Source organism: Tychonema sp. LEGE 06208, assembly GCF_015207505.1.
In the GTDB taxonomy this organism is placed as follows: domain Bacteria; phylum Cyanobacteriota; class Cyanobacteriia; order Cyanobacteriales; family Microcoleaceae; genus Microcoleus.
Genome location: NZ_JADEWT010000108.1, coordinates 1 through 22,129 on the forward strand (window position 1 = coordinate 1; position 22,129 = coordinate 22,129).

Annotated in this window: 16 protein-coding genes; 6 read left to right on the plus strand and 10 right to left on the minus strand. The window is 45.8% G+C overall.

From position 1 onward, the window contains the following. Positions 1-124 precede the first annotated feature (124 nt). Complete coding sequence (locus tag IQ263_RS22620; RefSeq protein WP_445286300.1) at positions 125-2,050, plus strand: iron uptake porin; 1,926 nt, start codon at positions 125-127, stop codon at positions 2,048-2,050. A gap of 94 nt (positions 2,051-2,144) precedes the next feature. Here the strand turns inward: IQ263_RS22620 and hisIE are convergent, their stop codons facing one another. After that, positions 2,145-2,795: a bifunctional phosphoribosyl-AMP cyclohydrolase/phosphoribosyl-ATP diphosphatase HisIE gene (gene hisIE / locus IQ263_RS22625; protein ID WP_194070424.1), complete on the minus strand. Its 651-nt coding sequence runs from the start codon at positions 2,793-2,795 to the stop codon at positions 2,145-2,147. A gap of 403 nt (positions 2,796-3,198) precedes the next feature. On the opposite strand from hisIE, the gene hemL reads away from it, so the two are divergent. Then, complete coding sequence (gene hemL / locus IQ263_RS22630; RefSeq protein WP_194070425.1) at positions 3,199-4,500, plus strand: glutamate-1-semialdehyde 2,1-aminomutase; 1,302 nt, start codon at positions 3,199-3,201, stop codon at positions 4,498-4,500. A gap of 443 nt (positions 4,501-4,943) precedes the next feature. Here the strand turns inward: hemL and IQ263_RS22635 are convergent, their stop codons facing one another. The 9 genes from IQ263_RS22635 to IQ263_RS22675 all read right to left on the minus strand — a co-directional run bounded on the left by IQ263_RS22635 (position 4,944) and on the right by IQ263_RS22675 (position 13,359). Beyond that, the gene (locus tag IQ263_RS22635; protein WP_194070426.1) at positions 4,944-5,984 is read right to left on the minus strand and encodes a tetratricopeptide repeat protein; all 1,041 of its coding nucleotides are present in this window, start codon (positions 5,982-5,984) and stop codon (positions 4,944-4,946) included. 405 nt (positions 5,985-6,389) lie between these two features. Further along, positions 6,390-6,554: a hypothetical protein gene (locus IQ263_RS22640; RefSeq protein WP_194070427.1), complete on the minus strand. Its 165-nt coding sequence runs from the start codon at positions 6,552-6,554 to the stop codon at positions 6,390-6,392. Positions 6,555-6,652: 98 nt separating this feature from the next. After that, positions 6,653-7,834, minus strand: a complete 1,182-nt coding sequence (locus tag IQ263_RS22645) for an RNA-guided endonuclease InsQ/TnpB family protein (RefSeq protein ID WP_194070428.1) — start codon at positions 7,832-7,834, stop codon at positions 6,653-6,655. Between the two features lie 125 nt (positions 7,835-7,959). Then, entirely contained in the window at positions 7,960-8,733 is a 774-nt protein-coding gene (gene ccmO, locus IQ263_RS22650) for a beta-carboxysome assembly protein CcmO (RefSeq protein WP_194070429.1), read from the minus strand. 335 nt (positions 8,734-9,068) lie between these two features. After that, positions 9,069-9,740, minus strand: coding sequence for a beta-carboxysome scaffolding protein CcmN (ccmN, locus tag IQ263_RS22655; protein WP_194070430.1), 672 nt, complete (start codon positions 9,738-9,740; stop codon positions 9,069-9,071). 388 nt (positions 9,741-10,128) lie between these two features. Next, positions 10,129-11,784 carry a beta-carboxysome scaffolding protein CcmM gene (ccmM, locus tag IQ263_RS22660; protein WP_194070431.1) on the minus strand — a complete coding sequence of 552 codons (1,656 nt, stop codon included), beginning with the start codon at positions 11,782-11,784 and terminating at the stop codon, positions 10,129-10,131. Between the two features lie 231 nt (positions 11,785-12,015). Continuing rightward, a complete protein-coding gene (gene ccmL / locus IQ263_RS22665; RefSeq protein ID WP_194070432.1) occupies positions 12,016-12,321 on the minus strand; it encodes a beta-carboxysome shell vertex protein CcmL in 306 nt (101 codons plus the stop codon). Positions 12,322-12,597: 276 nt separating this feature from the next. Beyond that, on the minus strand, positions 12,598-12,939 hold the full coding sequence (locus IQ263_RS22670) for a carbon dioxide-concentrating mechanism protein CcmK (protein WP_006635058.1): 342 nt from the start codon (positions 12,937-12,939) through the stop codon (positions 12,598-12,600). A gap of 108 nt (positions 12,940-13,047) precedes the next feature. Then, positions 13,048-13,359, minus strand: coding sequence for a carbon dioxide-concentrating mechanism protein CcmK (locus IQ263_RS22675; RefSeq protein ID WP_006635059.1), 312 nt, complete (start codon positions 13,357-13,359; stop codon positions 13,048-13,050). A 625-nt stretch (positions 13,360-13,984) separates the two neighbouring features. Here IQ263_RS22675 and IQ263_RS22680 point away from each other — a divergent pair. The 4 genes from IQ263_RS22680 to IQ263_RS22695 all read left to right on the plus strand — a co-directional run bounded on the left by IQ263_RS22680 (position 13,985) and on the right by IQ263_RS22695 (position 21,608). After that, positions 13,985-15,859, plus strand: a complete 1,875-nt coding sequence (locus IQ263_RS22680; RefSeq protein WP_194070433.1) for an NAD(P)H-quinone oxidoreductase subunit F — start codon at positions 13,985-13,987, stop codon at positions 15,857-15,859. A 423-nt stretch (positions 15,860-16,282) separates the two neighbouring features. After that, positions 16,283-17,797, plus strand: coding sequence for an NADH-quinone oxidoreductase subunit M (locus tag IQ263_RS22685; protein ID WP_194070434.1), 1,515 nt, complete (start codon positions 16,283-16,285; stop codon positions 17,795-17,797). A gap of 135 nt (positions 17,798-17,932) precedes the next feature. Beyond that, positions 17,933-19,099, plus strand: a complete 1,167-nt coding sequence (locus tag IQ263_RS22690; protein ID WP_194070435.1) for a CO2 hydration protein — start codon at positions 17,933-17,935, stop codon at positions 19,097-19,099. 718 nt (positions 19,100-19,817) lie between these two features. Continuing rightward, positions 19,818-21,608: a calcium-binding protein gene (locus IQ263_RS22695; protein ID WP_194070436.1), complete on the plus strand. Its 1,791-nt coding sequence runs from the start codon at positions 19,818-19,820 to the stop codon at positions 21,606-21,608. Positions 21,609-22,129: the final 521 nt, after the last annotated feature.

Sequence of the window (22,129 nt, forward strand, 5' to 3'; positions counted from 1 at the left end):
TTTTTTGTTGGGCAGTTAAAGTCGAAGTAAACCCTTTTGCCATCCATCGCACCTAATTACGCACTTGATTTAGCCCAATACTTCATCTTATCATGTTTTAGGTTGAAATTAAGATGCGTTTACCCTGACATCAACAGACGATCGCGTCGCCAACCTCAATCAGCCAGAAACAGCAGCATTAACCGCAGCAAATTCCCCAAAAGATTCATTAAACTTAGCCGAAACACCAGCCAACCAAGCCCCCGCCGAAATCGCAGAAACCACATCTGCGATTTCCGCCCCAAACCCGGCACCAGCCGAAGTCACAGAAACCACATCTGAGATTCCCGCCCAAAACCCGGCACCAGCCGAAGTCACAGAAACCACATCTGAGATTCCCGCCCTAAGCCCGGCACCAGCCATTGCTCAAACACAAACACCTACTTCAGAAAAGTTAGCTGAAATCGAAAACAGCGCTTCCTTAGAGCCCGCACCAACCAACAGCCAAACTCCCGAATCTACCGAACTCGAACAAGTAACATCTGTCTCGCAACTCTCCGACGTGCGCCCGACAGACTGGGCATTTCAAGCCCTGCAATCTCTCGTAGAAAGATACGGCTGCATAGCGGGATATCCAGACGGCACATTCCGAGGCAATCGGGCAATGACTCGCTACGAATTCGCCGCCGGTTTAAATGCTTGCTTGGATAAGGTAACAGAGTTAATTAAAAGCGGTACGGGAAATTTAGCAACCAAAGAAGATTTAGCTTCTCTCCAAAGATTGCAAGAAGAATTTGCAGCAGAATTGGCAACTTTGCGCGGTAGAGTCGATGCTTTAGAATCCCGCACCGCCGAATTAGAAGCAAATCAATTTTCGACAACAACTAAACTCAGCGGCGAAGCCATTTTTAGTGTTGCCGACACTACCAAAAACAATAACAGCGATACTCAGACAGTCTTCAATTACCGAGTGCGGCTGAATCTCCTTACCAGTTTCACCGGCAAAGACACATTAATCACAGGCTTGCAAGCTTACAACATTCGCAGCTTCGGGCCAGATTTGGGTTTGTCAACGGGAGCATTTAGCGGTTTATCTGACAGTCAGGCAAGGCTGAGTTTTGAGCCGCAATTTCCCGGAATCAACCCTCAGAATTTATCTAGCATCGGAGCTAACACAGTTGAACTTTACAAACTGCTTTACGTCTTTCCAGTTTCTAACAGCATCACTTTATTTGCTGGCCCGAAGGCGGAAACTTCCGATGCTTTTCAAGCAATCACTCCTTTTGCAGGAGAAGGGCAAGAATCTATTTCTAGATTTGCAGGTTACAACCCTGTAGTGCGCGTATCGGGCGGCACTTCTGGCAGCGGTTTGGCATCGGCTGGCGGGTTTATTTGGAACATTTCTAAAAAGCTCAATCTCACAGCTTTGTACGGCAGTGTAAATGCTGCTTTGCCTAACGATTTAGGCTTTCCAGCTACTCCGTTGGGGGCTGGTTTATTTGAGGGAAGTACGGTTGCTGCGGCGCAGTTAACGATTAAACCAACTAGCAGTATTGACATTGGTTTGAATTACGCTTACAGCCGCCACCAATTGAATATTCTGGCTACAGGATTATCTGATGCGGATTTGGGTTCTATTTTGGGAAGAGATAGAGAACCTGTTAACGGCGGGGTGAGGCTCAATTCGTTTGGCGGTACTGCAACCTGGCGGCTTTCTCCGAAAGTTGCTGTTTCTACCTATGGAGCTTGGATAATTGCTGATGCTGAAAGAAGCAATGCTTCTACAACTTTCAACAGTTGGATGTTTGGTTTACATTTCCGAGATTTGTTCAAATCAGGAAATAATGCAGGTATTCTGTTTGGACAGCCTTTGGATCGCGATTCGGTAAGTGGCGGTGCTCGTTTTCAGGCCAACAAAGCAACTCCTTACCATTTGGAGGCTTATTATCGTTTCAAAGTTAACGATAATATCAGCATTACACCGGGGGCTTTTGTGTTGTTCAATCCTGAAGGTACTAAGGATAATGACACTGTAGGAGTAGGCGTTCTTCGCACTACTTTTACTTTCTAAAAAGTGGCGACACTATTATCTGTTTGTAGTAAGGACTTCAATTTTTTGTCATAAATTTAGGCAACTTAAGGATTAAAGTCCTTACTACAAACGATTATTTTCTGCGATCGCCCAATTTGCGATATACTTCTCTCAAATCAACTTGATGGTGAGCCAAAGCAACCAAAGCGTGATAAAATAAATCGGCAACTTCCCCAGCAATCCCGTCTTTGTCGTCATCTTTGCAAGCCATCACAACTTCCGCCGACTCTTCGCCAATTTTCTTGAGAATCTTGTTGTCGCCTCCCTCGAACAACTTGCAAGTATAAGAAGTTTCGTTAGGATTGTCGCGTCGATCGCAAATCACGTCAAATAATTGAGATAACATATCCCCCGGCGGCGGTGAAATTTCCCCATCAACTTGGTGGAAACAACTTCTTTCACCCGTGTGACAAGCAATATCTCCGACTTGTTCCACTGTCACCAGCAAAGCATCGCTATCGCAGTCGTAACGCAGCCCTTTGACATTTTGAAAGTGTCCCGAAGTCGCCCCTTTCGGCCACAACTCGGCGCGAGAACGACTCCAGAACCAAGTTTTCCCGGTTTCCAGCGTTTTTTGCAGCGATTCCCGATTCATCCACGCCATCATCAACACTGTACCGTCTAAATAATCTTGGACGATCGCCGGCACTAAACCGCGATCGTCGTAACGAATCTTTTCAATGGGAATCGATCGGCTTAAACTAGACAAATCCGTAGCAGACATAATTTTATTTCAACTTTGATAGTAGAGATTTACGCTTTTTTGTCCGACAATTCTTTTCATTAACCGCAGAGGACGCTCTTGAGACAGAGAAACAAAAGAAAAGAAGAGATAGCTAATCTTTAAGCCAGAAGCGAGTTACTGAAGACACAGCTTTTTGGCGATCGACACCTGTGGCAACATAGCAAGTTAGGGACAAATTGTCAACAACAATTTTACAAAAAATTACAATTGAGTGCGATCGGTGCCAGCAGTACAAAGCCTGAAAAACCTAACCTAGTATTGCTACGGATTGGTTTGTATCCTAAAATCAATTAACATAGTTTCTTTAAATCGACCTAACCATTATCCTGAAGTCGCTATAAAAGTATTCTAGCAACAACAGACCTTCACTAAGGAGAAAACATTGGTTTCCACAACACACTTGAAAACCACCAAATCAGAAGAAATCTTTGCCGCCGCCCAGAAATTGATGCCCGGTGGCGTCAGTTCCCCCGTGCGCGCCTTCAAATCCGTAGGCGGAGGGCCAATAGTCTTTGACAGGGTAAAAGGAGCCTACATTTGGGATGTTGACAGCAACCAATACATTGACTACGTAGGCTCTTGGGGGCCAGCCATCTGCGGCCACGCCCACCCAGAAGTCATCAAAGCCCTTCACGAATCCTTAGAAAAAGGTACAAGTTTCGGCGCACCCTCGCTGTTGGAAAACGTGCTCGCCGAAATGGTGATTGATGCCGTTCCCAGCATTGAAATGGTGCGATTTGTCAATTCCGGCACCGAAGCCTGCATGGCCGTTTTGCGGCTGATGCGAGCCTTCACCGGACGCGATAAATTGATTAAATTTGAAGGCTGCTATCACGGGCACGCCGATATGTTTTTGGTAAAAGCCGGTTCCGGTGTCGCAACTCTCGGGCTTCCCGACTCTCCGGGAGTGCCAAAATCCACTACCGCCAACACCCTCAACGCTCCGTACAATGACTTAGAAGCAGTCAAAGCTTTATTTGCCGAATATCCGGGCGAAATCGCAGGCGTAATTCTCGAACCAGTTGTAGGAAATGCCGGATTTATTGTACCGGATGCGGGTTTCCTCGAAGGTTTGCGGGAAATTACCAAAGATAACGGTGCTTTGTTAGTTTTTGATGAAGTAATGACCGGTTTCCGCATCGCCTACGGCGGAGCTCAGCAAAAATTCGGTGTCACCCCAGATTTGACAACTTTGGGTAAAGTTATCGGCGGCGGTTTGCCGGTGGGAGCTTACGGCGGACGGCGCGATATTATGGGAATGGTGGCTCCAGCGGGCCCGGTGTATCAAGCTGGTACGCTTTCGGGAAATCCTTTGGCGATGACTGCTGGGATTAAAACTTTGGAATTGCTGCAAAAACCTGGCACTTACGAACAGTTGGATAGAATTACGAAAAAACTGTCCGACGGATTGCTGAAAATTGCTAAGGAAGCGGGACACGCGGTTTGTGGCGGGCAAATTAGCGGGATGTTTGGCTTGTTTTTTGCGGCGGGCCCGGTTCACAATTACGATGATGCTAAGAAGTCTGATGTAGCAAAGTTTGGCCGCTTTCATCGCGGAATGTTAGAGCACGGTATTTATCTGGCTCCTTCGCAGTTTGAGGCTGGATTTACTTCTTTGGCTCATACTGATGAGGATATCGATCGCACTTTGGCGGCAGCGCGCGAAGTGATGGCTAGTATTTAAAGTGCGATGGTTGCGAATGCAAGTCCTTAAAACTCAGGGATAAACGATTAAAGTCCTTGCTGCAAAAAACTGCAAGGACTTTAATTTTTTATGTTGACTGCTGACTGTTGACTGTTGAGTGTTGAGTGTTGGCTGTTGACTGTTAAGAAGGGCGGGCACTCTTGGCACCGCCCCTACTGACTGCTGACTGTTGACTGTTGGCTGTTGACTGTTAGCTGTTAGCTGTTAGTTGTTAGTTGTTAGTTGTTAGTTGTTAGTTGTTAGTTGTTATTAGGAATTGAGAAGTGGAAATTGGGAATTCGTAGCAAGTAACCAATAACCAATAACCAATAACCAATAACCAATAACCAATAACCAATAACCAATAACCAATAACTAATAACCAATAACTAATGACTAATGACTACTGACTACTGACTACTGACTACTGACTACTGACTACTTCACTCGTTGAGAAATTCACCTTCACAGATAATTGAGTCTCTGCTTTCCAAATCTTCTTGATTCCAAATCGAGTTTAATGCTGCCGAACTTAGAGAAGTTGACATTGTATTTAATGTTGTGTTGTAGTATTCGACAGCATTATTCTGTTCCATCTGCGGCGCTTCCTTAAAGTAGGAATTAATATCCGGCGTGCAGCGCTGGGCTTGGTAGTATAAATAAGCTTCGGCATTAATGCACATGACGTGGTAAAAATCCTTGTTGGCTGCTGCGATCTCTCCGAGTTTGTACAGCGCTAAACCTCGGTTGAGATAAGCTTTGACATAGTTTGGATCTAGTTCCACTGCTTTGTCAAAGTCTTCTATTGCTAGCTGCATTTGTTTTAATTTATAGCGCACGCATCCTCTGTTGTAATACGCATAAATATTTTTTGGATCGATGCCTAGTGCAGTGTTGTAATCGGCGATCGCCTGCGTATTGTCTTTTAGTTGGTGGTAACAGAGGCCGCGATTGATGTAAGCCTTGATATATCTAGCATTCAACCGCAGCGTTTCATTAAAGTTCTCTATTGCTGCCTCTTTTTCTCCCAAAAGGTAGTAAGCCCGCCCCCGGTTGTAATAGGTTTTATAATTGTGGGAATTGATCGAGAGAGCTTGATTGTAGTCTTCTATTGCTTCTTCGTAATGTCCTAAATTAGCAAGTACGAGTCCCCGGTTGTTGTAAATAGCGTGACTGTCAGGTTTGTTTGCTAAAGCGCAGTTGAGATCCTCAATGGCTTTGTCGTTTTCTCCGAGATGCCGCCAAGCATTACCTCGATTCAGATAAGCCTCGAACAAATTAGGATTGATATCTAGTGCTTGGCTGAGGTCTTCGATCGCCCTTTGGTAATCTTTCATGTAATAGTAGACTAAGCCGCGATTGTTATATGCTTTGGCATCAGCGGGATTTTCCTGCAGTATCTGATCGAAGTCTTCGATCGCCGCTTCGTAGTTTCCTTTCTTGGCGCTATGTAAACCGCGCTTGTAAAATTGTTTGAGGTTCATAGGTGAGTTGATTTGAGATTTTAGATACTTCGGCTTCGCTCTGAACAAGTTTTAGATACTTCGGCTTCGCTCTGAACAAGTTTTAGATTTTAGATTGACTTGCTGCTGGGTGAATCACCGGAGTTTGAACAAGCGTCTAAAGTGTTGGGAACTGCACATTTATAATGTCGGCGGCACGGTGTCGGTTATTGGGTGGGGTTAACTTTCAGGATTCCTTGATTCTGGGGAGAGATTCCTTTGTACTCTGTGTTGAGTTCGACAGACGTTAATCTGTTGAAACAGCATCCATTTACACCCAGAGTAACTCTTGAGTTATTCCAGGAAATCTACCCAAAACAGGATTTAGGTCGATCTTAACAGCAGTTAAATCATGTTGAAAGAGCACGAGCCTCGGCTGGATTTAATTTATGAGTTCGATTGTTTACCCGATGGCTTACGCCCCGCTACGCTACGACTTTCGCTCAACATTTTAGTTGGCGCTGGTGCTCTGTGTGTCTCTATGTAGGTGCGATCGGCACGGGTAGCAAAATTAAGCTTGACGCACCCCTCGGTATAAATTGTTGCACGCATTTCTCTTGAGTAAAATTTATATCTTGTTTAGCAATTTCAACTCAGTATTTCTCGCAGCAGATATTGACAAAATTTTGCTGGCTAATTAGTTGACATACTCACCGCACTTTTAGGGCGGTGATTCTTGACGCTTCACTGACTGATGCTACCGAAATAGTCTTACTCTGTCTCTGCGCCCGTTTATAGTCGTGGCAATGCCCTATCCCGACTTTGTTTATATTTTTTGCAGCGTTCTCATCGCGCTCGTGTTCAGTGCCACAATTCAAACACTGAACCGCTCTGATTTTTAAATCCAGTCTTCCCCACTTAAAGCCGCAATCTGAGCAAATTTGACTGGTAGGCTCCCAGCGACTAATTACTCTAAAGTCTCGACCAAACTTCTCAGACTTTGCCTCGCACAAAGTTCGGAATTCTCTCCATCCCTGAAGACTAATAGCTCTAGCAAGTTTGCGGTTTTTGACCATTCCAGACACATTTAAGTCTTCCAAAACGATAGTTTGGTTTTCACTAACAATTTTGGTTGACAGCTTGTGCAAGAAATCTTTACGGGTGTCTGCAATTTGATTGTGCAGTTTGGCTATCTGAATCCGAGTTCTATTTCTGCGTTTCGAGTCTTTAGATTGCCGAGCTAGCTTTTTTTGAAGTTTACGAATTTTTCGATCTAACACTTTATAGTCTGGACTTTTAGCTTTTTCCCCATTACTCATCACAGCAAAAGTTTTAATCCCTAAATCAATTCCGACACTTGGGTTTTTAGCATCAATTTGAACGGGCTTAACTTCTACTACAAAGCTTAAAAAATAGCGATTAGCACAGTCCTTTAGTACAGTTACAGAGCTAGGCTCTGATGGTAACTCCCTAGACCAAATAGGGCTAAGATTTCCAATTTTTGCTAAGTACACGGACTCACCTTTGATAGAGAAACCTGTTTTAGCAAAAGTTGCAGACTGACTGTTAGTCTTTTTTTTGAATTTTGGTTGACCCACTTTCTTGCCTTTTCTCTTCCCTTTTAGGGAATCAAAATAGTTTTTGTAAGCAACCTCTAACTGTTTGAGGGATTGTTGCAACGGCACGGACGAAACATCGTTCAACCATGCCCTTTCTTCTGTCTTTTTAGATATAGTTAGAGACTTGGATAGAGTGTTGTACTCAGGATATTTGCCACATCTACTAACAGCCAAGGCATCGTTCCAAACAACTCTTACACAACCAAACAACTGAGCCAAACTATGGCGTTGTCTATCGGTTGGATAGAATCTGTATTGGAACCTTGCTTTCATTTTTTTTAGCTGTTTTACTACTTTAGTATGCCATACTATTTTAACACAGTCAGGAAAATTCAGAAGGAATTAAAGCCGTCCTAGAACGACGGGGTTTTAAACCCATTTCTTTGAAAAATTACCGATTACCGCTCGACTTCCTCTTCCACATAAACTCTCAATTTCTCCAAATCTGGAAGTTCGACCAATTCTTTTTCCTTTTCCTGAACAGAGATTGGCATCATCACAGGTTTGCGGTGTTCTATCCAGCAACTCGCCAGCGGCAAAGTTTGTTCCAAATCTTCCAAAGGCCTCGGAATTACCATCACCGCGTTCAACTCGCCAATGCGTTCAGCTTCGTACATCCCGGCTTCTACGGCGACTGCGACATCTGCAACTGCACCGCGAATAATTGCCGTACACAAACCTGCGCCAATTTTCTCGTAGGCGGCCAAGTGTACGTCTGCGGATTTGAGCATAGCATCGCAAGCACCGACCATTGCCGGAAATCCCCGCGTTTCGAGCAAACCGATCGCCTGATTGCTCAGCCGCGAATAATTGCCGCTTTCGGAGAGTTCAGTCAGCCGGAAGCCGATCGGCAAAACCACTTCCAAATTAGCCAAAGGCCTGGGAATCACCAATTTAGAAACAAACTGTCCGAACTGTTCTGCTGTCTGAGCTCCTGCTTCCACAGCCAAACGCACGTCCGAAATTCTGCCCCGGACGATCGCCGTACAGTGACCGGAACCAATTTTTTCGTATCCTACTAAAATCACCCCCGCCGACTTCAGCATCATGTCAGCAGTCCCGACAATTGCCGGAAAACTCTTGGTAGATACCAAACCCAAAGCAGTATCTTTGAAATATTCTTGGCGCTGCGAGCGATCGGGGTCAATTTTACGATCTATTTGTCCGTCCATCTTCAATTACCTTTAGAAACTTCTCAAAATTAAAATTTGTGGATAATTGTAGTTTCTCAGATGACAAGACAGACTGCACGAGCTGCCAGACACAGATTTCTGCTGCAAAGCCTTAAAAATTGCTGAGCTACCAATAATATAAGATTACCTATTTATATTTTTTTTATTCTGCCTTCAGCATAGCTGCCTTTTGCTGAAATGACCACGCCCCAACATTGTCAATACAAGCCCTTGACAGTTTTGAGGGTCAAGCCCAAAATTTAGACAAAATTTCAATCTCTCAGATCGATCTGCGAAATAAATCTCAAATCGAATATTCTCAAATCGACTTACCGCTACCCGGAACCGCCCGAGAGAGTTTGACCGTTTTCCTCCGATCGATTAAAAGCTTGTCGGTGCGGAAACAGCGTCCCCAGCAGCCGATTGATGTGAGCTTGGCCGTACAGAATAGTTGGGGTATCTGCTGGTTGGGGCTGGTCTGAGGCAGTGTCTTGCAGCGGTTGTGGGGATGTCTCCGGCGGTGTTTGAGGCTGTGTAGGGGCGGCGGCGGTTGGCTCATCGATCGGTCGATCGACGGCTGGCGTACTAACTGGGGGAGGTTCCGGTTCCGGTTCCGGGGGTGCTTCTGCTTCTGCGGTTACTTCTGCTGGTACTTGGCGGCTGGTATCTCCGATCAGAGAACCGGCTGGCAAAATTTGCAGTTTGTCGATAGAAGGATTAATCAGGGTTGTCGCCGCGCCTATACAGGCATTTTCGCCGATCGTCCCCGCACCTACTACCAGCACCCCTGCACCCAGAATCGCGCCCGCCCCGATGTCCAGATCGCCTTCACGGGCGTGAAGGATAGTTCCCATCCCGATACACGCACCGGCGGCGATCGAGATCCGACTTCCCGGATCTGCTTGCAGGATGACTCCTGGGGCGATCGCCGCACTTTCATTCACAACCACATCGCCACTCATCAAAATCTGAGAGTTGCTACTTAATTGCAGTGGCGATAAATACATTCAACTTTACCATGAAATGAGCTATTTTTTTAGAGAAAAGGACTTTAATTTATGGGTTTTATTGACTCAAAAAAATTAACCGCATCCATCCAATAAACGAGAAATTACTAATATTGAAAAGCTCGATCGAGACTGAATCTAAACCTAAATTACGCAGGCTTAAACTTGCGTACCTTACCCATGTAAGTAACGCATCAAACCTTTTTTGCCTAAATTTTGTTCGGGCTTTAAGATTTTTTATAAAGTTTGAGAAAATCTTAAATTTTTCCCAAAAATTCTCAATCGAACTGTTTAACTCTCTAAAACCAAACTTGAATCCTAGGGTTGGTTCTCCCATTAGCCCAACGCGAGCACTTAACGGGAGAAACAAGCTAATTACCAGGCGTTCTTAAGGGCGCTGGATGATTTCTTCGAGTACGCGACGTTTGGCCTTGGAGTCGATACCGAGCAAGCGGACGTACTCGCCGCTGTGTTCTTGGAGACAGCTTTCGAGAGCCGAAATTACTTCGGATTCGCGGTTGGAGTCGATCGGCGCGCAACTACTCCAAGAACCGGTGCGGAAACGGCGCGCGTCGGCGTGTTCGGTGCCAATTTTGTAGCCTTGGGAGAGCAGGTTGCGGATTTGGTCGATCGCCTTGCCGGTCAAGATGCCGCTGCTGGCGACCGCACCTGTGTAAGCTTCTTTACCTTTCCCTGCTTTGAATCCCGAGGTTGCACCAGACTGAGCCGATTGAGCTACTGGGCCGTCGGGACGCTGAATAATTTCTTCAACCACGCGGCGTTTAGCTTTCGGGTCAATCCCGATCAAGCGCACGTATTCGCCAGGATATTGGTTCATCACAGATTCTAAAGCGGCGATCGCCTCAGATTCATTTCTCGTTTGCAGCGAAGCCCCGCTTTGCCAGGAACTGGTACGGAAGCGGCGCGCGTCGGCGTGTTCCGTCCCCACTTTGTAACCTTGACTTAGCAAGCCGCGAACAGTCGCCACTGTTTCCGCGCTCAATTTGCCGCTGCTGGAGGCAGAACCGGTATTGCGGTGAGAAGCTTGTGCAAATTGACCGTTAGATTGGTGAGTTTTTGCGCCGTTAGAACCGCTAGAGCCGTTTTCTCCCGGTCTTTGGACAATTTCTTCGAGTACGCGGCGCTTGGCTTTGGTGTCAATCCCGATCAAGCGGACGTATTCTCCTTGGTGGTCGGCCATGCAAGCCGACAAAGCTGCGATTACTTCTGAGTCGCGGGTTGAGGAAATCGGGCCGCAAGTGCGCCAAGAACCGGTACGGAAGCGGCGCGCGTCGGCGTGTTCCGCTCCCACGCTGTATCCTTGGGCTAGTAAATTGCGGATGCTATCAGTTATAGAAGAACTCAATTGGCTGCCGGTTTGAGTAGAATAATTCATTTGAGTGATATTTGAGTTTTTAGCTTGCTCGTTGCGAATTGGTGCTAGACAGGCAATGTTGTCAGCGCAGCGATAACCCGTTCTCAGAGCGTCATTGATGCCGATGACGTGGGTCGCAAATTTTACATCTGAATCTAGAACATCTGGCAAGCGATCGGCTTGCTGCTGATTGGTGATGATAGCTCCCGAAGGTATGTACTTACCGGGGGGAATCTCCACATCTTGAATTAATACGTGCATCATCACAATGCACCCGTTTCCCACCCTGGCATTGAACACCGTAGAGCGAAAGCCGATAAAGCACTCGTCGCCCACGTAGGCAGGGCCGTGAATTAAACTCATGTGCGTGAGCGAAGTATTTTTCCCCACCCACACAGAATAAGATTTGTCGTCGTCTCCTGTGACTCGGCCTTGTTCTAGGCCGTGAATCACTACTCCGTCTTGAATGTTGCTTCCTCCTCCAATATAAAAAGGAGTGCCTTCATCGGCGCGGATAGATGTCCCGGGGGCAATCATCACATTAGAACCGATATGCACATCCCCAATAATGTTAGAAAAGGAATGTACGTAGGCGGTATCGTGAATTTTGGGCTCAGCCAAGTTTTTCGACCAAGGCGTCGGGGGAGCCGCAACGTTGCGGACTGCCATAAATTAAGTTCTCCTAAGCTGAAAAATTTTTTTGTTAGTTGTTAGTTGTTAGTTGTTAGTTGTTAGCTGTCAACTGTTCACTGTTCACTGTTAGCTGTTCACTGTTCACTGTTAGCTGTTCACTGTTAGCTGTTCATTGTCAACTGTCAACTGCCAACTGCTTTCCTGTCAACTGTCAACTGTCAACTGCTTTCCTGCCAATTGCTTTCCTGTCAACTGCTTTCCTGTCAACTAGCGGTATGGGTCGTCTTTTTTACTGTAAATGAGGCGGTTTTCTACATTGACAGTATCTATAATGCCTACTACCAGAGCATCGATCGGACGGTTTTCGCTCCCGGGCGCGATCCGGGCTGCGCTACCTTTGGTCACTAAAACCCATTCATCTATACCAGCGCCCACACAGTCAGCCGCTACTTCATATCCGGGAACTGGCAAACCTTCTTCATTGATGAATTGCAGGAGTAGAAATTTCGATCCTCTCAGCGTCGGCTCTTTTTGGGTACTGACAACTGTGCCGAGAACTTTGGCCATTTGCATTTTAGGTAATTGGTAATTGGTAATTGGTAACTGTCATTTTTACGCTGTCACTTGTCTTTTTTAAATTAGCTTTCCTCAGTCCGATGTCTGCAAAGAGAGTTTTTCGTCTAGTAACTAATGACTCGTGACTAATGACTGATGACTGATGACTAATAACCAATATCCCATGCCCGCATCAATTAAAAATTAAAAATGCTAAATCAAAAATTTCGCGCTTTTTAATTTTTAATTTTCAAGTTTTAATTACCAAATGCCCCGAACAGCCGATCGCCCGTCTTAAGATCTGTTGAGGGGACGAATACCGCTGACGCCTTCACGGAACTGTTCTACAGCTTCGGTATAGCGAATGGGTAGCACGTACTCCAAGTTTTCGTGAGGGCGGGCGATAATGTGGGTGGACATCACTTGTCCGCCGTTAACGCGCTTCACCGACTCTACTCCAGCGGCTACGGAAGCTTGCACTTCCGAGACATCTCCTCTTACAATGACTGTAACCCGAGCGCTACCGATTTTTTCGTACCCTACCAAGGTGACGCGGGCTGCTTTGACCATTGCGTCTGCTGCTTCCACGACTGCGGGGAAGCCTAGGGTTTCGATCATGCCAACTGCAATTGCCATTGGTTTTACTCCTGATTGAATATTTGGGGAACTAAACTGTTAATTTTTGACGAGAGTACTGATTTTAGTCCAACTTTTCGTCAAATTAATTTTCTGTGGGCTAAGAACTTAGTAGCCTCGGAACTGTTCTACTGCTTCTGTGTAACGAATGGGCAGAACGTATTCTAGGTTTTCGTGGGGGCGAGCGATGATGTGGGTAGAGACTACTTCTCCGCCGTTCACCCGCTTGACGGATTCCACTCCGGCTGCGACTGAGGCTTGGACTTCCGACACGTTGCCACGCACAATCACTGTGACGCGGGCGCTGCCGATTTTTTCATAACCCACAAGGGTAACGCGAGCAGCTTTGACCATAGCGTCGGCAGCTTCCACAACGGCGGGAAAACCTTTTGTCTCAATCATTCCCACGGCTATTGACATTTTTGAATCTCCAATTTAAGCATGAGCGGAATTACCGTTACAAATCTTTGAGAAATCTAAAAATTTGGACGGGGAAGGCCACATTATTTAGGAATGCAGTGTAAAGCTTCCTATCCTTATAGAATAGGGGAAGCTGTCCACCTTGACAATATAATCTAACATCATAATGTTTAATAACAAAAATTAAAAATTTTTATGTTACTTAAAATAATTTAATATTTATTTAATAATCTTAAGATTCAGAGGAGTAGATGTGGGTGGCGATCGGGGAGTCGAGTGAGTAAAAATACCTTAAAAGTAGAGTTCGGTAGGTGAAGGCAGGGTCGATCGACGTTGAGAAATTTGGGGATTTCCAAAGGGGGATCGCGAGGAAACAGACACAAAAGGCAGTGCTTACCAATCTGCGGTCTTTTTTTTCTTTGATTGCCGATTCTGAGAAGGCAGTAATTTTGTAGTCACATAATTATCATTTTTGATGCTTTAATGTATAGTTAATTTTGGGTGCAAATTATTTTGCCAGAACTATACGATCGGGTTCAGTCAAAGTTTTAGGGTGTCGGGCGATCGCCCGGAACTGCCTTTGGATCGAGGCAGCCAGTAATTTAAAGTTTCAAGGATAAATTAAATGACTGAATTTCTCCTCCAAGCCTGTTGGTGGGTTCCTTTATATGGCTTAATTGGCGCAATTTTAACTTTGCCGTGGTCTACAGGAACCGTTCGCACCACAGGGCCGAGACCTGCAGCTTACTTCAATTTGTTGATGACTGTATTGGCTTTCATCCACGGAACGGTGATTTTTAGAGCCACGTGGGATCGACCCCCCCAACAGTTGCTCGTACACTGGGTGCAAGCAGCAGATTTAAATTTGTCTTTTGCCATAGAAATCTCCACCATCAGCGTCGGAGCAATGGAGTTAGTTACAGTTCTGAGTCTGCTAGCACAAATTTACGCTATCGGCTACATGGAAAAAGACTGGGCGCTAGCTCGATTTTTTGGGCTGCTGGGTTTTTTTGAAGCAGCAATTAGCGGGATTGCCATTAGCGACTCGCTGCTGCTAACTTACGCTTTGTTGGAAATGCTGACGCTTTCAACTTATTTGCTAGTCGGGTTTTGGTACGCTCAACCCCTGGTAGTAACGGCGGCTAGAGATGCGTTTTTAACAAAGCGTGTAGGAGACGTACCGCTGCTGATGGGAGTAGTGACGCTTTCTACTTTAGCGGGAAGTTTGAATTTTTCCGATTTAGAAACATGGGCGGAAACTGCAACTTTGTCTCCTTTGGTAGCGACTCTTTTAGGTTTGGCTTTAATCGCTGCACCTACAGCCAAGTGCGCTCAATTTCCGTTCCATTTGTGGCTAGACGAGGCGATGGAAGGGCCCAACCCGGCTTCGATTATGCGGAATACGGTTGTTGTAGGTGCTGGCGCTTATATTTTGATTAAACTTCAGCCTGTTTTAGCGCTGTCGCCGGTGACTGGTGTGGTGTTGGTGGTTTTGGGTGCGGTGACGGCGGTTGGGGCTTCCTTGGTGGCGATCGCCCAAATCGACCTCAAAAGAGCCTTATCGCATTCTACCAGTGCTTCTTTGGGTTTAGTGTTTATCGCGGTGGGGCTCAATGAAGTTGATATTGCTTTGCTGCTGCTGTTCGCGCACTCGATCGCCAAAGGACTATTATTCATGAGCGTAGGGTCAGTGATTCTGACAACCAACACTCAAGATTTAACAGAAATGGGTGGGTTGTGGTCAAAGATGCCTGCCACAACAATGGCTTATTTAGTAGGCGCTTCAGGGATGGTAGCGCTATTACCAATGGGTAACTTTTGGGCGATGCGGCGCTGGCTCAACGGTTTTTGGACAGTGCCCTTGTGGTTGGTAGTTGTATTGCTTTTGGTTAACTGTTTAACAGCCCTAAATTTAACTCGCGTATTCGGTTTAGTGTTTGCAGGAAAACCGCAGCCGAAAACTCGCAGAGCTCCAGAAGTCGGTTGGACTATGGCATTACCGATGGTAACTTTGACCGTGATCGGGCTGTTGGTGCCTTGGATGTTGCAGCGGTGGCAACTGTTAATTAGTTGGACTGGGCCTTGGGCGAAAACCGGGGATTTTGATACTTTAAATTTGCTGTTAAAAACTCTAAATGTTCCGCTTTTAATGTTATCTGGCTTTATTGGCGTTGCGATTGGGGTGGCGATTTATTGGTACGGAGTTTTACCTAGACCGGTACGGCTGCCGTTGCCGGCGGTGCAGGATTTGTTTGCTTACGACTTTTATATCGATCGAGTTTACCGCTTGACTGTGGTTTGGGCCGTGGCTTCTATTGCTCAAATCAGTGCTTGGACTGACAAGTACGTAGTAGACGGGGTGGTGAATTTGTTCGGTTTTGCCACAATTTTCAGCGGCGAAGGGTTGAAGTACAGCGGAACCGGTCAGTCGCAGTTTTATGTGTTGACTATTGCGGGGGGGGTTGCTGTGTTGCTAGGGCTGATTATTTGGCTTTTTTGAACCGCAAATGAAAGGCGGATTTACGAGGATAAATGCAGAGGAATTGTTTTGAGTTTGTCGGCTTTTTTTCTAATTTTATTTGATGTCAATTGGTCACAATTGTGCAAGCGGAATTTTCCCATCGGGTAAAAGTTCGGGTATTGAAATTGTGTCGTAATGCGAGCGTCCCCGAAGAGCGAGGTGTATAATACTCGCTCTTCGGGGACGCTCGCACTCCAAGAAAAGATATTTTTTGCAAAAATGAGATGATCCCATTTAATTGGCAAATCTTATCGATCGCTAATACTTCAGGTTATAGGACGATTCCAGAGTCATTGGCATCTATGTTAACAAGAAAATTGAGCGATCGCTTTTTTATGCAGTTCCTTTGCGTTAATGTTAAATATAGTTCTAAAAGCTGCGTAACAAGGGAAGTTTGAATTGATGCTCAGTGCTTTAATCTGGATACCAATGTTGACCGCCGCTCTGATTGGGTTCTGGCCCAGTGCGGTGAGTTCTAAAGTAGTTCGGAATGCCTCTCTCGTCCTTGCGGGCGTGACTTTTATTCTCTCGGTGATTGTAGCTGCTCAGTTTGATATCAGTACGAGTCAGTTGCAGTTTTCGGAATTTGTTCCTTGGCTCGATGCTTTGGGATTGAATTACAATCTCGGTGTTGATGGTTTGTCTCTGCCTTTGGTGATTTTAAATACTCTACTGACAGGGGTCGCTATTTACGCTACGGATGATTCGATCCGCAGACCTCGACTTTATTATTCTTTGATGCTGTTAATTAGTGGTGGAGTCACGGGAGCTTTTTTATCTCAAAATTTGCTGCTATTTTTCCTGTTTTTTGAGGTAGAATTGATTCCGCTTTACTTGTTGATTGCGATTTGGGGCGGCGAGCGCCGGGGTTATGCTGCTACTAAGTTTTTAATCTATACTGCATTTTCTGGCATGGTTTTGCTGGCTTCTTTCTTGGGAGTAGTTTGGCTCAGCGGTGCTTCTAGTTTCGATATGGTTGGTGCAGCGGGTGCATCGCATTTACAAGGTGGATTGCCTTTACCTTTGGTGAGGCAACTTGTGTTGCTGGCTGGGGTGTTACTAGCTTTTGGAATTAAGATTCCTTTGGTACCTTTTCATACTTGGCTGCCGGATGCTCACGTAGAAGCTTCGACTCCTGTTTCTGTGCTGTTAGCGGGGGTGCTGTTGAAGTTGGGAACCTACGGAATGCTGCGCTTTGGTTTGGGTTTGTTCCCCGATGCGTGGGCGGTGGCTGCGCCTTGGTTGGCGAGTTGGGCGGTGGTAAGCGTGATTTACGGGGCGAGTTGCGCGATCGCCCAAAAAGATATGAAAAAAATTGTAGCTTACAGTTCCATCGCTCATATGGGCTACATTTTGTTAGCTAGCGCCGCAGCTACAGAGATTAGTACGATCGGCACTGTTTTGCAAATGGTTAGCCACGGTTTAATTTCAGGGCTGCTATTTTTGAGTGTCGGTATTGTTTACAAAAAATCTGGAAGCCGCAACATCGACGTGCTCAAAGGTTTGTTCAATCCCGATCGCGGTTTACCGATGATTGGTAGTTTAATGATCCTCGGCGTGATGGGAAGTGCCGGCATTCCGGGGTTATCGGGATTTATTGCTGAATTTTTGATTTTTCGGGGCAGTTTACCAGTGTTTCCAGTGCAAACTGTGCTCTGCATGATCGGCACTGGTTTGACTTCAGTTTACTTTTTAATTATGGTCAACCGCGCCTTTTTCGGCCGCCTTTCCGATTTGGTGGTGAATTTGCCACAAGTCCGCTGGCGCGATCGCATTCCTTCGCTGGTTTTAGCAGTAATTATCGCCATCATGGGAGTGCAGCCTGGAGTTTTAGTAGCTTTGAGCGAGAAAACTGCGATCGGCTTAGTATCGGCTGTGCCCGCACAAGTTCAACAAGTTGCTCACAACTTGGAGTGAAATCTTCCGTAGGTGCGATCGTTCGGACTTCAGCCCTCTTTAAATTCTGAAGACTGAAGTCCAAACAATCAAACCTTGCTCTGGATTCTGAATTTCTCGGTAATAAAACAGTTATTCAATGAAGGTTGAAATCTAATGACAACTACCGTATTAAAACCCTCTGCCCATCCTCTATCCGCCTACATTGACATCTTGGAATCAGGCAAAGCTTTGCTTCCAGAATCAACGGAAAATGTAGTAGAAGTAGTCGGCATTCTCAAAAGTTACGGTGTAGTTCTAGATGCCTACTCACTCAATCTTAACTACATCGCTGAAAAACAATTCTTAGTGCTTTTTCCGTTTTTTAAATATTTTAACGGAGAAGTGACTCGACCGAAATTAATCCGCTATTTGTGGCACGACCGCATTAATTTTGAGTATGCTGAGTATGTGATGAGAACCATGCTTTGGCACGGCGGCGGGGGTTTGGACAGTTATTTGGATTCCCCGGAATTTAGCAGTTTGACACAAAAGGCGATCGCAGCTAAGTTAAAAGGCAATTTTTTCATGCAGGGACTGCACAAAGTCTTCCCTAATTTTTTGCCCGAACAAGTGCGGATGCTGGCTTACTACACCGGGCTGGGTCAGTTTTGGCGGGTAATGAGCGATTTATTTATCGATTTGTCCGATCGCTACGAAGCAGGTGAAATTAAGTCGATCGCTGACGTAGTTGATTTTATCTTAGCAGGTTTGGTCGGTGCCGCCAGTCTACCAATCACCTACAGCGTCAAAATTGGCGATCGAGACTACGATATCATTCCAGCCTCGGCAGGTTTGACATTTTTAGCAGATGTAGCAGTCCCTTATGTAGAGGCAATTTTCTTTCGAGGTACTGCATTTTTTGGAGTAGTTTCATACAACGCCCAAGCACATCAAATCCCCGAAGAACAAAAAGATTTTGGCTACGGGGCCTTATTTGCTGACCCTTTGCCCATCGGAGGCGCAGGCATTCCGCCCACTCAATTAATGCAAGATATGCGGCATTTTCTGCCGGATTATTTGCAAGAAATTTACCGCAGTAGTTGTCGCGGCGAAGATGATGTGCGCGTGCAAATTTGCCAAAGTTTTCAGAAGTCGATGTTTTGCGTGACGACTTCGACTATTTTGGGTTTAGCACCTCATCCGATGAATACCTCAGATCCAGAGGAAAAAAAGGCTAATCGGGCTTATTTGGAAGCTTGGATGGATCGATTTGGCAATTCTCGTTTGGAGTGGGCAAATCAGCCAACTAACAGATCCTGTCAGTTGTTCCCAGAACGGTAAAAAGTAGTAATTGTATGGTGCGTGACAGCGAGAAATATTTGATTCGCTGCTTGTGACGGTGGAGTGTCGCGCACCTCGGTAAAAATTTGCCTGCTGGTGCGAGGAAAAAGTAGCAGTTATTTTTTTACAACAAATTAACCTGTCCGAACTCAAGTAGTAGGGCGATGCAATTTGAATAAGTTTTATTTATAACACATATATATATATATATAATTCAAATAGCAGAAGTATTGAACTTGCTTATAGGAAACAGTAGAGTGATAGTTAATCAGCCAAAGATAAACTGATTCATGCAAAGTTCAGTCTATTAGACGCGCTCGTAGGAAGAAAATTTATGACGGGTGGCAAACTAAGTTGTAAAGTCTATTTTGTCTAGGGTAATTTAGGAGTAGATCCTATCACTGGTCTACCCGGGGTAAGTTCAGAAATTTTTACGGAATTTAGTTGATTAGTTGCATTGACTTGTGTTTGAAGATGTGCGATCGCCTTCTGTAAAACCTACAAATAAAGCTAGCATCTAGTTTCAGATTTTAGCATGAATGCACAGGTGACTCGCGCGAGATGTGTAGCAATATCTTATTGCTTTAGGTTGGCTTGTCTATTAATAGCTACCTGCCAATTAACAGACAAATTACTGTTACTTCCAACAGTATCGATGCTGAGTCAGGGAAATTAAAGCATCATTCGGTTCCAACTTTACTTAGAGAGGTCAATTCCAATGGCAAATACTGATACAAAAACTGGTCAACTCGATGGCAATGACATTATTTTTCCAGCTCCCAGCGGCGGCGGCTTCGCGCGGGCTGATGAATATGACTTAAATACATCTGCGATCGGGCAACCTGTCACGCTTGCTCTTACAGCTCAAGATTCCGCCAAATATGACACGTTCCTGCAAGTTATAAATGCCGAGACGGGTCAGGTCATTGCTGATTCCGACGATAATGGCGCTAATTTGAACTCAGTGATTGCACCCGGTCAGCCTGCCAATGTTGGTCTTGACGATCCGAGCATTCCTAATTCTTTCACAATTGCCGGTGGCATTAAGTACAAAGTCCGCGTCACCAGCTTTAGTCAATTGCCCGCCGCGCCGCCTACTCATCCCTACGATTTACAGGTAAGCATTCCTACGGGCGATATCAGTTTAGTTCCGCGAGGTAGCGACTTTAGTGGCAGCCCTCTAACCGACACCCCGGCCGTTACATTAACTGGTAAATTGGAGGGCAGCAAAGACTTTACTTTTCCAGCTCCCGGTGGTGGCAACACACTTGCTGATGAATTTCTAGTAACTACATCCTTGGTGGGCCAACCTCTCACCATTAACCTCAGCAGCACGACAAATGGCTTTGACCCTTATGTGGAAGTCGTCAACGTTAATACTGGCAGTGTTGTTTCCGATGATAACAGCGGTGGCGGTTCGGACGCGCAGCTTAGTGGAGTCCCGCGCCAAGCAAATACTAACTACAGAATCCGCGTCACCGGTGCTAAAGCTGGAGGTCTCCCTGCTGATTACAACCTACAGGTCACCGTTCCTCAAGGTACTGTCACGTTGACCCCCCGGAGTGGCGACACCCCCATTATCGCACCAACACCGACACCACCAACACCGACACCACCAACACCGACACCACCAACACCGACACCACCAACACCGACACCACCAACACCCACACCACCAACACCGACACCACCAATACCAACACCAACTCCAACCCCAACACCAACACCACCAATACCAACACCAACTCCAACCCCAACACCAACTGCTGGTACAACTGTAGCGATCGTGGCACCTGCAATCAATGCCCCCGCCCCAGGGAGTCCTAGCGGACAACCAGCAAACACTGTTAGCGGTCAGTTTTACAACCTCTCAGACAGTAATGACAATATTTTGCTGTCATCACTTCCTCCGGCTGCTGCTGGCAAACAAATATTGGCGCTATCTGGCAACGACAATATTACCGGGACAAGTGGCATTGATAACATTAACGGAATGCAAGGAGCCGATACAATCGACGGAGGGGCTGGCAACGACTCTTTAACAGGCGGTAAAGGGTCGGATGAGATTGACGGGGGTGCTGGCGACGACCAGATATTCGGCAACAATGACAACGATACTCTCACTGGAGGAGAGGGCAATGACAATATTCGGGGCGGTAAAGAAAATGATGTCCTGAGTGGCGGTAACGGCGATGACATACTGAGTGGCGATCGCGGTCAAGACATCCTCACAGGTGGCGGCGGAAGCGATACATTTATCCTAGGCGGCGGGCAGGCGGCAGCAGCCCGCTTAGCAGATGCAGATGTGATTGTAGACTTTAATGGGGACAGAATTGGTTTAACTGAGGGGAATACATTTGCCAGCCTCACCTTTGAAGCTGTAAGTTTGAATCTGAATGGAGGATCTCCTGTCAGTGCTACGGCTATTAAACTCGGTACTAACTATTTGGGTATCGTTCAAGGGGTTGCTCAAAGCCAGCTTACGGCAAATGTTTTTGTAAATGTATAGTTTTTAGAGCGTGGGCTTGGCGGGTTCTACTTGAGTGGAATTAGGAGCGATCGCCTTTGAGTTTGACTTATGCAGGGCAATTCATAAAGTATCCCTACCAATGGTTGCTCCTGCCTAAGTTCATGAATTTTTACGGAGATTAGTTGATTAGTCGCATTTAGTTGTGTTTCAAAACGTGCGATCGCCTTCTGTAATACCTACAGATAAAGCTAGCATCTAGTTCCAGATTTCAGCATAACTGCACAGGTGACTCGCGCGGGAAGTATATCAATATATTTGCTCTAAAGATATGCTACCTCTGTCAGTTGGATAGGTGATATCTGCGCGCTTCACAAGTTGCATCTAATAATAATTTTCCCTAATTTTCACTCTCATTTAGTTCAATACTCCGGAGAGTTTTTAAAGAAGGATGCGATGCCTTCGGCAAGCAACGCTTACGCAATAAAGCAGAGAAGCGAAAAAAGTGAGTGCAATCTGAACCCAAAATGAACAGAAAAAAAGGCGCTCTTTTAGGTTAAGCT

Coding starts and splice junctions, on each gene's coding strand:
- ccmL (WP_194070432.1), bottom strand. CDS start 12,321: ATGCAAATGGCCAAAGTTCTCGGCACAGTTGTCAGTACCCAAAAAGAG.
- IQ263_RS22635 (WP_194070426.1), bottom strand. CDS start 5,984: ATGAACCTCAAACAATTTTACAAGCGCGGTTTACATAGCGCCAAGAAA.
- IQ263_RS22675 (WP_006635059.1), bottom strand. CDS start 13,359: ATGTCAATAGCCGTGGGAATGATTGAGACAAAAGGTTTTCCCGCCGTT.
- IQ263_RS22680 (WP_194070433.1), top strand. CDS start 13,985: ATGACTGAATTTCTCCTCCAAGCCTGTTGGTGGGTTCCTTTATATGGC.
- IQ263_RS22645 (WP_194070428.1), bottom strand. CDS start 7,834: ATGAAAGCAAGGTTCCAATACAGATTCTATCCAACCGATAGACAACGC.
- IQ263_RS22695 (WP_194070436.1), top strand. CDS start 19,818: ATGGCAAATACTGATACAAAAACTGGTCAACTCGATGGCAATGACATT.
- IQ263_RS22640 (WP_194070427.1), bottom strand. CDS start 6,554: ATGCGTGCAACAATTTATACCGAGGGGTGCGTCAAGCTTAATTTTGCT.
- IQ263_RS22670 (WP_006635058.1), bottom strand. CDS start 12,939: ATGGCAATTGCAGTTGGCATGATCGAAACCCTAGGCTTCCCCGCAGTC.
- IQ263_RS22685 (WP_194070434.1), top strand. CDS start 16,283: ATGCTCAGTGCTTTAATCTGGATACCAATGTTGACCGCCGCTCTGATT.
- ccmM (WP_194070431.1), bottom strand. CDS start 11,784: ATGGCAGTCCGCAACGTTGCGGCTCCCCCGACGCCTTGGTCGAAAAAC.
- ccmN (WP_194070430.1), bottom strand. CDS start 9,740: ATGTATTTATCGCCACTGCAATTAAGTAGCAACTCTCAGATTTTGATG.
- hisIE (WP_194070424.1), bottom strand. CDS start 2,795: ATGTCTGCTACGGATTTGTCTAGTTTAAGCCGATCGATTCCCATTGAA.
- IQ263_RS22690 (WP_194070435.1), top strand. CDS start 17,933: ATGACAACTACCGTATTAAAACCCTCTGCCCATCCTCTATCCGCCTAC.
- ccmO (WP_194070429.1), bottom strand. CDS start 8,733: ATGGACGGACAAATAGATCGTAAAATTGACCCCGATCGCTCGCAGCGC.